Origin of the sequence: Psychrobacter sp. BF1 (assembly GCF_019279065.1) — a bacterium.
GTDB classification, from domain to species: Bacteria; Pseudomonadota; Gammaproteobacteria; order Pseudomonadales; family Moraxellaceae; genus Psychrobacter; species Psychrobacter urativorans.
Genome location: NZ_JAGYWV010000003.1, coordinates 75,921 through 88,393, shown reverse-complemented (window position 1 = coordinate 88,393; position 12,473 = coordinate 75,921). Strand labels below are relative to the sequence as shown.

The following is a 12,473-nucleotide window of genomic DNA, read 5'->3' as shown; positions in this document are numbered from 1 at the left end:
TTATTGAGAGGTTGATGCTGATTGTAGCTCTGAATGTAGCTGCCCATGGTTGGGCATACCGTACCAGTCTAGTAATTGCAGAAATGGGAGATCTGCCAAACTATCACCAAAGCCAAAACTGGGGCGCTGACTGTCTAAATGGTGTTCTAGCAGGAACTGTACCGCATGACGTTTATGAATAACATGCGGGAGTATCGCTAAGTTATTAGCGTTGACATGGACATAAAAGTGCTGATCAAAATCCCGTATTAATAACGGTAATTTATCGGCCAAATCTACTAATACTTGATGGTCTTTTTGCGCATGTTTAATAGCTAAATAAATGGTTAACTTGCGCTTATTAGTACCATTATAACTAATCTTACCACTATCAAAAGTATCGCTATGCGGCGTAAACACTAACTGACTGTTAGCCCCTTTACTGTGATTAGCAAACACTTCGCTTAGCTGGTTGAGCTTATCTTGTAGTGGTGTGAGCTGCTGATACATATGCTGTTGCCAAGCCGCCAGTAATTTATTATCTGGGCTTAGTATTATCGCGCCATGAGTCAATACTTGCCAACTGTCAAAAGGCAGTTTGACTCGTTGTATCTCCGATCTATCACGCGCAGTGACTACTATCAATTCAGTGCTAACAAGCAGCCAATTAAAAAACGCCGCTTGGCGCTGAGTCATAAAGCTCAAGGGCTGGCCTTGTTTATTTACACTGGCACAAATTAAGTTTTCGGTTTCACCGGTCGCTAAATCCCAAGCGTCAATTTTACGCTGGGTCTGAAATAGAGTATCGTCCAAATCCATTAGCGCATAAGGTTTGATGAGGTTTGCACTAGGTTGGAAAAATGGGAAGGTCATTAGGTTTTCCAAAAATAGAATAATAGCAGGGCTGTTTAGATAGGGCTTATATACAAATATTTAATGGATATAAAGCGCTGATTGTTAGAGTTGTTAATTAGCTATCTAGCATGCTTTAGCCAAGTTCAGACAGTATAACGATAATCATAAAAAAGGTCAGAATAAATCGCTAATAAAAAAGGAAAAGTATGATAACAGGAGTGGATTGAATCCATTTGGGGTTGGGTAGATAAGTTTGAAGGAATAAAAAATGAAGGGACGCGTTATAAAAACGAGTTAGAGCTGAGTAGGGCTATTGATTTGATAAGCTCAGAAGATTTAGCTTGTAAATATTCTGAGCTTATTGAAGTTTGATTATTCAAATAATAGAACGGCATTAAGCTGGTAGGGCTGATCATTATAGAGTCAGCACCTAATTATCCATATATCTCTTCTAGTCGTAAACAAGAGACTAAGCGTCCTTGCCACTCACGCAGCTCAGGCTCGATTTCGCTACAGATAGGCTTAGCATAAGGACAGCGTTTATGAAGCGCACAGCCACTTGGCGGGTTAAGAGGGCTAGGCAACTCGCCTTGTAGGGTCAGCTGTTTTTTATGTCCGGTCACTGAGGGTGCTGCCGAGAGTAAAGCGATGGTATAAGGGTGTTTGGGATCATCGTAAATAGCATCTTTAGCACCATGCTCGACCGCCTTACCTAAATACATCACCATCACATCATCGGCTACATGGCGTACGACCGAGAGGTTATGCGAGATAAAAACATAGGCGGTGCGATACTCATCTTGCAAGTCCATAAATAAATTCAGTACTTGCGCCTGAATAGAGACGTCAAGGGCTGATGTTGGTTCATCAGCGACCACAATTTTAGGGTTGAGCATCATGGCGCGGGCAAGAGCAATACGCTGGCGCTGACCACCAGAAAACATATGCGGATAGCGACCAGTATGCTCAGGACGTAAACCAACATGCTTCATCATGGCATGCACTTTGCTGCGTTTTTCTTCTTTGCTCAGCGTAGTATGAATGTCTAACGGTTCGGTCAGCTGAAAACCAATAGTATGGCGTGGGTTGAGACTGCCATAAGGGTTTTGGAACACCATTTGAATCTCAGTACGCAAGTTTTTAAGCGCACTTCTGCTGTAACTGGTAGTTGCCTCATTATTAATAAATAGCTCGCCACCGGTCGGCTGCTCTATCAAAGTAAGCTGGCGCGCTAAAGTAGACTTGCCACAGCCCGACTCACCGACAACCGCTAGGGTTTTCCCTGCCTCTAACTCAAATGAGATGCCGTTCAACGCCTTGACGAAGGCTTTACCTTTTCCTAATCCTAGAGACACCTCATAGTGTTTATGTAGGTTGTCGGCCTTTAAAACGATTTTATGACTCATATTTCAGACTCCAGAGTTGCCGTTTGAGCAGTCCGAGTAGGATGTTCAGGAAGGGTGGCGTGAATACAGCGGACCTCGCCATTTGGGGTTTTTAAAATAGGGGGCGGCACCTCACAGGCGGGCTCTTTATAGGGGCAACGTGGCGAAAGTAAGCACCCTGTTGGACGATCATATTGACTAGGAACCACACCCGGTAAGCTGTTCAATCTATCTTGTCCAACTGCCAGCTCAGGAATAGCTTGTAGTAGCGCCTCGGTATAAGGATGGGCAGGTTTTTGGAATATTTCTGGCACGGTGCTAGTCTCGACCACTTGACCGGCATACATAACGGCGACATCACGAGAGTTCTGCGCCACTAAGCCCAAGTCATGAGTGATAAGCACCATGGCCATTTGCTTTTCACGCTGCAGGCGACCGAGCAAATCCATAATTTGAGCCTGAACCGTCACATCGAGAGCGGTTGTCGGCTCATCAGCGATAAGCAATTTCGGCTCACAAGCCAGCGCCATTGCAATCATCACTCGCTGACTCATACCACCTGAGAGTTGATGCGGATAGACACGCAGACGGTTCTTAGCATCTGGCATTTCAACCAGCTCTAATAATTCTAAAAGACGCTGTCTTACCGCAGCTCCGCGCAAGCCAAGATGGGTGGTTAATACTTCGCCCATTTGCATCTCGATGGTAAAGCTTGGATTAAGGCATGACATGGCGTTCTGAAATATCATCGAAATATCTTTGCCAATAATCTTGCGCTTTTGTTTTGCTGGCATGGTTAACAGCTCTTTGCCATCAAAGTTCAGTCGATCAGCAACCACAGTAGCAGAAGAGGGCAATAATCCCATCAGCGCCATCATAGTGACTGATTTACCAGAGCCAGATTCACCAACAACCGCAATGACCTCTCCTTGTTTTATTTTTAAAGAGACGTCATCGACCGCACGAAAAGCTCGTGCTCCTTCGCCAAAAGTAACCGATAGATGCTCAATATCGAGCAGTAGTGAGTTATTGGTGGCAAGGGTATTCACTGAGCTATTTACGTCAAAGCTATTTACTTGAGAATCGTTCATTAAGACACCTGCTTCAATTTTGGATCTAAGGCATCACGTAGACCGTCGCCCGTTAGATTGATAGACAAAGCAGCTAAGAAAATCGCTATACCCGGCCAAATCGCTAACCAAACATTGCTTTGGATATATTGGCGAGCAGTACCTAGCATGGCACCCCACTCAGCATCAGGTGGTTGCACACCGAAACCTAAGAAACCAATCGCACCCGCTTCCAAAATAGCAGTAGAGAAAATCATAGTAGCTTGGACGATTAAGGGCGCCATACAGTTGGGTAGTATAGTAATAAATAACAGCCTTAATACGCCTGCACCCATAACTTTTGAGGCGATAAAATACTCACGTTGTAGCTCAACCATGGCTGTAGCACGAGTCAACCTGATAAAAGGCGGTGTACATACTAGGGCAATAGTAATAATGGTATTAGTCATTGACGGCCCTAAGATAGCGGCAATAATGATGGCAAGCAATAGGCTTGGATAAGACATCAAAATATCATTCACTAGCATGACCGCTTTGCCCCAAACCTTGGGCCAAAAGGCAGCACTTAGTCCTAAAGATACCCCGACAATCATAGCGATAGAGGTAGCACTGATACCAATAAATAGCGAATAACGTGCGCCGTGCATAACGCGTGAGAGGGTGTCACGACCAGCATCATCGGTGCCCAAAAAGAACATCGAATCACCACCACTAAAGAAGGATGGCGGTAGCTGCTCTTTACCGGTAAATAATTCATACGGGTCATAAGGCGCAATGGTAGGGGCTAATATGGCGATGATGACCATCAGCATTAAAACGATAAAACCCAGTACGGCGCCTTTGTTTCGACAAAAGGTGTATAAAAACAGCTGCCAAGAAGTTGGCGGTTTAGGGGCAACCTGCGCAACATCGGAAGGAATTACAGAAGGCTTCATTGGATATTCCTTTAGTGAATTAGACCTTGTTTTACTCCACTAGTTTGCTTACTTTATTGCGCTAAGTTGCTTATTTAAATTGCTTATTGCTTGAGCTAACTTAGCATCTGCTTGTCTTAGGCAAGCTGAGTAATACAAACTTAGGGACACAAGGTCATCATGAGCACTATGGGTAATTATTAAAAACTATAAATAGCTATTGCAGATACAATTATGATGAATTACAGAGGCATCAAAAATGTAGCAAGTGGGCTTCACCCTAACAATAAACTATGAAGAATGGCGAATTCTAGGATTAATAAATCCATATAAAATATCGATCATTAAGCTCACCAGAATCAGTGCAGTGGCGACCAATAAAATACCATTTTGTACAATAGGGTAATCACGAGTAAAGAAGCCATCTAGTAACCAGTTGCCAACGCCCGGCCAACTAAAGATAGTTTCGGTGATAATAGCCCCAGCGAGTAACGTCGCCATCTGCAATCCCACTACGGTGACCACAGTGATAAGCGCATTACGCATCACATGAATCAAAATCACCCGTTTTGGTGATAAGCCTTTAGCTCTTGCTGTACGTACATAATCTTCGTCTAACACCTCAAGCATTGCTGAGCGGGTCATACGAGCGATCATAGCTAGAGGAATGGTAGATAGAGCCACTGAGGGTAAGATAAAATGTTTGACAACGTTCCAAAAGGCACCGGGCTCACCAGAGCTTAAAGACCCTAATAGCCAAGAACCATATAAAGGTTTGACGTCTAGGAACTGGGCGACAGAGATGACCCCAGAGACCGGTAGTAGACCTAAATAATGAGCAAAGATACCTGTCAAAATAGGCCCAAGTAGGTAGATGGGCATAGAGTAGCCGGCAAGTGCGCCCGACATTAAGGTATAGTCAATCCAAGTGCCTCGACGCAATGCGGCAAAAATACCCAAACTGATACCAACCACACTCGCTATGGTAATCGCGCAAAGTGCTAATTCTAATGTCGGCACAAAATGGGCGAAAAAATCTTGTAATATAGGGGTGCGAGTACGAAAGGATTCACCAAAGTTACCTTGCAGTATCCCAGTGAGATAATCCCAATATTGTACGGGCAAGGGTTTGTCTAAACCAAGGCGCGCTAAAGCCTGCGCATGTAGCTCAGGATCAACCATACGCTCGCCCATCATAATCTCAACAGCATCGCCAGGTACAAGACGAATGAGAATAAAAGTCGATAGGGTTAAGCCGATATAGACAGGAACTAAGATTAAAATCCGGCGTAGAATATAAAGTAGCATAGCTCGGCTCGTTTTTATAAAAGTGGCTTTTAGCAAATATAGCTCAAGCTCAGACAAAGGTGGCTGGAACAGAATCTCTGAACCAGCCACAAACGTATATAAAGCAATAACTATCAAGTAAAAGGTGGCACTAAAGTTTATTAGGTATTGGTATTGAAGCTAATACTAGTACTGAATGCAGCGCTAGTATTAACTAAGGCTATTTACTACCTTTATTCAATATCAACGCCATCAAAGCGAATTGAGCCGAGTGGGCTGATTTTGTAGTCTTTAACGTTAGGGGTGGTTAATACCGTCACCACTGAGTTAGCAACTGTGGTCCAAGGCAATTGATCTTTAAAGATAACCTGAGCTTGCGTATAATTGGCAATACGCTCATCTTGGTTGGTAATGGCACGCGCATCGGTCACCAGCTTATCAAAGTCTTTATTACACCAGCGTGAGTAGTTATTACCACCAACCGCATCACAAGATAATAAGACACCTAACCAGTTATCAGGATCCCCATTATCGCCAGTCCAACCCGCTAGAATAGCCTCAGGCTCGCCTTTGGCAGCACGTTTTAGATACTCGCCCCATTCATACGTCACCAGCTTGGCTTTTACGCCTACTTTGGCCCAATCGGCCTGAATCATCTCTGCCATCAGCTTGGCATTAGGGTTATAAGGGCGCTGCACTGGCATATACCATAAGTCGATTTCTAAGTTTTTTGCACCAGCTTCGGCCAATAGTGCCTTAGCTTTTTCGACATCGTAAGGCGCATCTTTGATGTCTTTATTATAGCCCCACTGCGTTGGCGGCATTGGGTTAGTGGCTTTGATACCAGAACCTTGATAGACCGCATCGATAATAGCGTCTTTATTAATCGCCATATCGAGCGCACGGCGAACATTCACATCTTTAAGTTCTGGTTTTTCAGTGTTATAGCCTAAGTAACCGACGTTAAAGCCAGCCTCATCTAAAACGTTTGCTTTGCCAGATTTTTTAGCAGAGTCTACTTCAGAGGGGTTGGCATAAGCTGAGACATTACATTCGCCCGCTTGTATTTTTTGCGCACGAACCGCAGAGTCTTTGGTGATGACAAAGACTAAGTTATCGATATGGATATCGTCTTTGTTCCAGTAGTCAGGGTTTTTGCTATAGCGAATCTGTGCGTCTTTTTGATAGGAAGTAAAGACAAACGGCCCAGTACCGACCGGCTTAGTGTTTAGGTCAGCGGCTTTACCAGCATCCTGTAATTGCTTAGCGTACTCTGCAGAATGCACATAGGCAAACGGCATGGCTAGGTTTTGTAAGAAGGGCGCATTGGTCTCAGTTAGAGTAATTTTGACCGTATAATCATCAACTTTTTCTACTTTATCGATGATCTCAGGCAAACCCATATCTACTGAGTAAGGGAATTCAGCCGGATAGTCTTTGTTAAAGGCAAAGTCAGTATCAATCATACGTTCGATAGTAAAGATAACGTCATCAGCGTTGAAGTCACGCTTTGGCGTGAAGTAATCAGTCTTGCCGAACTTGACGCCTTTACGTAGATTGAGGGTATAAGTCTTGCCATCTTCGCTGATTTCCCAGCTTTCTGCTAAGCCTGGCTCAATTTCGGTTTCGCCACGTTTGAACTGGACGATACCGTTAAAGATAGGGTAAGAACTGGCATCAAAGTCAGTACCTGCCGTATATTGAGCAGGGTCAAAGCCGGCAGGGCTACCTTCTGAACAATAAATTAGGGTCTTAGCTGCTTTGGCATCGCTGCCAGCATCTGCTGTTTTGTCGGTGGTTTTATTGTCGCCGCTACAGGCACTGATGCCTAAGGTTAGGGCTGCTAATAAGGTAAGCTTGAAAAATGGGATTTGCATTGTGATAACATCCTGTATAAACCATCAGATAATTACCAATTAATAAGACGACAGTGACACTATGCGCCACTGATATCGTCATATAATTGATAAACCCTTAATTCCTTTTAAAGTATTTACTCATTCGCGTTATGTTAGGTCATCATTAATTAGCTAAAGCTTGAAATGATCTAACAACTGCAATCTCAAATCTTTGGTTTTCAAATAATTGAGAGGGTGGCGCTGAATGAGCAAATGAATAGACAGAATATATATGTAAAGGTAAGGTTAAGCAAGATGTCTATAACGTAAATATGAATTTTTTTATGCTATAAGCATCTTTTTTATTATGATTTTTACAATTAAGCGCCTTAAAATCAGATACCTATAAAGCTAAAGTCTGTTTTAGCAGTACTATTACACAATCTAAACACGCTATTATTAGTGCTATAAACCCATTATCAGTAACTATTAAGACCAATATCTATCTTAAACGAGACTCTAGCTAGGACTTACTATCAGCACATTATCCAAACCATGCCACAGCGAATCAACACTCTCAGACGAGGTTTCTACACACAATACGATCAAGTCCCAGTCAGCAGGGTTGACGTTATAAACAAAGTTAGTCATGCCTAAACCATAATTATCGGTAAAGCTTAACCTCGTGCTAATACCGCCCCCTAGCGCAATTGGCGAGCGGGTTAAGGCGCTAAATTTAATCTCAGGATGATTAATTACATTATCGATATTGCTGTTTTTCTCAAGCCATTCGGCCAATAAAAACGGTAACCATACAAATTCATTACTGCCCAATACTAGAATTCTTGGAGGCAAGTAGGCGTCATCAAGCTGTCTTTGCTGATTAAAGACCCTAACTGCTTGTTGAAAATTTGCCAAGTAACTATCGAAGCCATCGGTGCTAGTTAAGGTGGGGAAACGTCCCCAATTGCCCGTATCACCTAAAGCATTACTACCAGCTTCTGTGGTATCAACTGATGGCATCATTATAGGCTCAGGATTAGGGGCATCCGTCCATTGCCAAGCGCCAGATAGCAGATGATGCCGATAAAAGTCGATATTTGCTAAGCGGCTGGCAACGCTATCGTCAGTATCAGCTTGATGCTGATTTAGCGACCAGTCAACCAAGGTTGTAAGATGTACTTGCTGTAGTTGGGTTAATCCTGCTGCCCGTAATGCGCTGACCACATTGACGCAAGTATTGCCTGTTGAGGCTTCATCATCGACCATAATAAGGGTCTTGGTTGCTAGCAGCTGGGCCTGAGTCACCTTATCAGCGCTTTGATAAATCAGGTGCTGACTGGCATGACTATGGTCTTCGCTAAAAGTGGTCAATAAAACATTGTCGTTATTACCATCATCGTGCTGGGCATGGCGAGTAGAGTTAAGCAATAACGCATTGGGATAGCGAGTCTGCAACGCTTGATGAACGCCAGCGGATAGCCCAACTGCTGTCTCTGCCATACCAATCACTAGGATAGGTTCAGCTAACTCATCAGGGACCAAATTGGCTAAATCAGTAAAGGAGGTGCGCATAACACTCGGCGCTACTGGGATATGACGTCCTAAGACTTTTGAGACAAAAAGAAATGCACGCTTAGGATTAATACGCTGGGCAAAGTCTAATAAGTCTTCTAATTGATAAGGCTGCTCGCCAGCACCGGCACGGTTAATAGCCGAATTTATCTGATAGCTTAGCGCCAGCTCACCACGGGGTAGAACGATATTACGTTTGTGAACATCAATAGATTTAGCACCGTTTTCAATCATCGCCTATATATTTCCTGTTTTATAAATTCTATAAATAATTTTTATGATATCTAGTACATTATACCCTTAGCCTTACATATTTGGGCTTAGCGGGTTCTTATTTGAAAAATTAAATGGCTTTTTTTAACCTTTATTTTAGTTGTCTTAAACGAAGTTTATTTGTAGGTGCAGCAGTTATTCCTATGGTACAGTTGTACACTATCACTGCTGTTCCTAACTATAATTATCTCGCTCTGCTTTTGCTAGGGAAAATACCCTTAAACCAATAGCTCTATAAAAATACATACCAAATAGGATCTATTTACCCATGAATAATATCATTATAAAAGCATCAAGAAACACGGACAGTGTCGCAAAATGCCCATTATCAACGCAAACCGTTGCGTTTTCCCATTATAACCATCTCTCTGGCCAATTACCTGTTGATCCACAAACCAAGGACGTAGTCGCTGGCGATATTAGCGCACAGACAACCCAGTGCCTAGACAATATTAAGGCCATCGTTGAGAGTATTGGTCATGTTATGGACGACGTGGTTAAGATCACTATATTTCTAAAAGATATTACTGATATTGCCGCTGTAGATGCTGTTTATGCTACTTTTTTCCAAAGCTATCTGCCAACACGTACCGTGCTAGCAGTAGCAGCGCTTCCTATGGATAAGGCCTTGATACAAATAGATGCCGTCATCTCAAACGGTGAAGGGACTCAGCCACAAGCACCTTGTGATTTAGTAAAAGTGACCAACAACACGGATAATGCGCCAAAAACTAGCGTCTCTACGCAAACCGTCGCTTTTTCTCACTATAATAATATTTCAGCGCAATTGCCCATTGATCCTAAGACCGGCAGCTTAGTTAGCGGCGATGTAAAACAGCAGACCGCTCAGTGCTTAAAAAACATTAAGGCTATTTTACAGAGCATCGATGTGCCCATTGATGATATTGTAAAAGTAAATATCTTTTTGACGGACCTGACAAATACTGACGCTGTAAATGAAGTCTACAGCACCTTCTTCCCAGATTCGGCTATTGCTAGAACTGTTGGTTACTTGCCAGCACGCACGGTTAGTGCGGCCACTGCGTTACCGATGCAGGCGCTAGTACAGATTGATGCGGTGGTGTCGCATGGTGATGGGACGCCTCCGCAAGAAGTTGAAGATAGACATGGTATCGTCATAAAAGCTAATAATACTACTAATGCTCCAAAGAGTTCAGTAGCCACACAAACAGTCGCTTTTTCTCACTATAATAATATCTCAGCTCAACTTCCTATCAGTGCTGAATCAGGTAAAATGATTACAGGCGATGTGACGGCTCAGGCAACGCAGTGCTTAGAGAATATCAAAGCAATATTACAAAGTATTGATCATGTTATGGATGATGTGGTTAAAGTCAATATCCAGCTTAAGAACATTGCTGATATCGATGCGGTAAATGATATCTATACTCCGTTCTTTAACAGTGATTTGCCTGCGAGAACAGTCATCGGTGTGTCCGCCATTCCAATGGATGCTTTAATACAAATTGATGCTGTGGTTTCTAATGCTGAAGGTACACCACCAGCTTTATAGCATATTGTAGATAGTTAATATTTATACAGTTAAGAGTTAGCTAGTTAAGGGCAGTAGTCAAGGCTTTTAAGGATAGATACTACTGAGCAACCTGACTTAATAAAAGGGGACTAATAGCCAAAGCTACTAGTCCCTTTTTAGTGGTAATACTTGCTTTATACTGCTGGCAGAAGTAGCGTTGGCATCGATAAGTAATGCAATATTATCGAACTCAACGGACATTTATCTTCCTTAGTGCAGCGCTTATCAGTAGCTGTTTGCATCCTATTAAAAAATTATCCCTCACAACCTACCAACCATAGCGCACCCCGGCTTTGCTTACTTAGCTGCGGTGTGGTTAGTGGTATATGGCTGGCCATAGCAGAGAGTGAGTGGTTGGCTAAAGCGTTAACCGTATCATCGGTTAAATCCGTTAGGCTGATACCGGCACTGCTTAACAGCGCAGATAATAACTGAAATTTCACCGCGTAATTCATATTTTGTGCGTGCTCATAGTTTAAACTTGACGTAACCATGCCTAGCACCTCCCCAGTAGGTAATAATAGAGGGCTGCCACTAGAGCCAGGTTGAATCGGGGCAGTAAATTGCATATAGCGGATATCATTGCCAAAACCTGTCAGTCCTGAGACACAACCTTGAGTGACTTGTAGTTGACTGCTCACTCCAGATAAGGGAAAGCCCAAAGTAGTAATAGTCTCACCTAATAGATCATCGCATTGCTGCGCTAACGTTAGATAACTGGGTAGTGGCTCACTAACTTTTATAATCGCTGAGTCGCTACCGATGTCGCTGAGCACTACTTGTGCCTCACGATCAGGATAGCCTTGCTGGCGGATAGCGATCAAAGCTGCGGACTCAATCACATGGTAACAAGTGAGTAGATGATAGCGATCAATAGCAAAAGCAGTACCTGTCCAAGTTTCACCTGCGGTTACTTGTCGTGGCGGTCGCTCATCGTTATTGAACTGTCCTTGCTGCTGGCGTTGGGCTTCTTGTAGCAGGGCATGAGTATCTGGCGGGCGGATATCAAGACTAATCTGAATCCGTTGCTCTAGACTTGCCAATCCTTGGCTGGAGGCCTCGCCCAATGCCCGACATTTAAACTGCCCATTGCGCTGATAGATCTCTAAAATGATAGCGGCTTTGACATGACGCTCATTGGCAATAAAGTCATAATGAATAGTGTCATTGTTTACCGCTAAGCTAACGGTATTTAGCTCAACAGCCGGTAAATTAAGCGTAGGTTCGTAATAGGCATAGACGATAAGCTGTAAATAGTGGATACCCTGAGTGTTAAAGAGTGTCTGTAAGTCTAGCTGCCAAACCTTTGGCTCATCAGCATTATCCAATTTTGCCCACTCCTTAGGCTCATGTAAATAAGCTGGACTGCAAGCTGCCTTGCGACTCTCGTCTAGAGGTAGCAATAGTAGTCCAAGCTGCTGACCAAATTTGAGCGGATCTGAGGTAGAAAAACTCACTGAACATTGCGCTTGCTCAATAACCGTATTGGCGCCTAAAACTAAGGTCTGTGTACTCATAGCACGTCTCTTCTAGTTTTGCGGTAGGGTGGTTTATCATACTTAGGCATACTTAGGCATACTTAGGCATACTTAGGCGTACTGACACCTACATAGGCTTCACTTTAGTGACGCTAACAAAAAAGCTTTACTCTGTAGCATTATAAACCATGTCCACAAAGTAAATAAATGCTATCTAGGCTTGTTAGATTTTTGTTATTTTGCCATGCTACCTTAGTTGTGCTT

9 protein-coding genes are annotated in these 12,473 nt (G+C 43.2%); 1 reads left to right on the top strand and 8 read right to left on the bottom strand.

The window, feature by feature from the left end:
- The 7 genes from KZA12_RS05180 to KZA12_RS05150 all read right to left on the bottom strand — a co-directional run bounded on the left by KZA12_RS05180 (position 1) and on the right by KZA12_RS05150 (position 9,137).
- On the bottom strand, positions 1-852 hold the full coding sequence (locus KZA12_RS05180) for an HAD hydrolase family protein (RefSeq protein ID WP_218689471.1): 852 nt from the start codon (positions 850-852) through the stop codon (positions 1-3).
- Between the two features lie 416 nt (positions 853-1,268).
- Positions 1,269-2,240 carry a peptide ABC transporter ATP-binding protein gene (locus tag KZA12_RS05175; protein ID WP_218689470.1) on the bottom strand — a complete coding sequence of 324 codons (972 nt, stop codon included), beginning with the start codon at positions 2,238-2,240 and terminating at the stop codon, positions 1,269-1,271.
- Positions 2,237-3,310, bottom strand: a complete 1,074-nt coding sequence (locus tag KZA12_RS05170; RefSeq protein ID WP_201622743.1) for an ABC transporter ATP-binding protein — start codon at positions 3,308-3,310, stop codon at positions 2,237-2,239. Before KZA12_RS05170 ends, KZA12_RS05175 begins: the two co-directional genes overlap by 4 nt.
- Complete coding sequence (locus KZA12_RS05165; protein ID WP_218689469.1) at positions 3,310-4,224, bottom strand: ABC transporter permease; 915 nt, start codon at positions 4,222-4,224, stop codon at positions 3,310-3,312. Before KZA12_RS05165 ends, KZA12_RS05170 begins: the two co-directional genes overlap by 1 nt.
- Before the next feature lie 270 nt (positions 4,225-4,494).
- Entirely contained in the window at positions 4,495-5,511 is a 1,017-nt protein-coding gene (locus KZA12_RS05160; protein WP_149489051.1) for an ABC transporter permease, read from the bottom strand.
- Positions 5,512-5,723: 212 nt separating this feature from the next.
- Positions 5,724-7,367 carry an ABC transporter substrate-binding protein gene (locus KZA12_RS05155; RefSeq protein WP_218689468.1) on the bottom strand — a complete coding sequence of 548 codons (1,644 nt, stop codon included), beginning with the start codon at positions 7,365-7,367 and terminating at the stop codon, positions 5,724-5,726.
- Between the two features lie 480 nt (positions 7,368-7,847).
- Complete coding sequence (locus KZA12_RS05150) at positions 7,848-9,137, bottom strand: phosphoribosyltransferase domain-containing protein (RefSeq protein ID WP_218689467.1); 1,290 nt, start codon at positions 9,135-9,137, stop codon at positions 7,848-7,850.
- 307 nt (positions 9,138-9,444) lie between these two features.
- Between KZA12_RS05150 and KZA12_RS05145 the strand changes: the two genes are divergently transcribed.
- Positions 9,445-10,710, top strand: a complete 1,266-nt coding sequence (locus KZA12_RS05145; RefSeq protein WP_218689466.1) for a RidA family protein — start codon at positions 9,445-9,447, stop codon at positions 10,708-10,710.
- A 275-nt stretch (positions 10,711-10,985) separates the two neighbouring features.
- Here KZA12_RS05145 and KZA12_RS05140 read toward each other — a convergent pair whose 3' ends face one another.
- Positions 10,986-12,248, bottom strand: coding sequence for a serine protease (locus KZA12_RS05140; protein WP_218689465.1), 1,263 nt, complete (start codon positions 12,246-12,248; stop codon positions 10,986-10,988).
- Positions 12,249-12,473 lie beyond the last annotated feature (225 nt).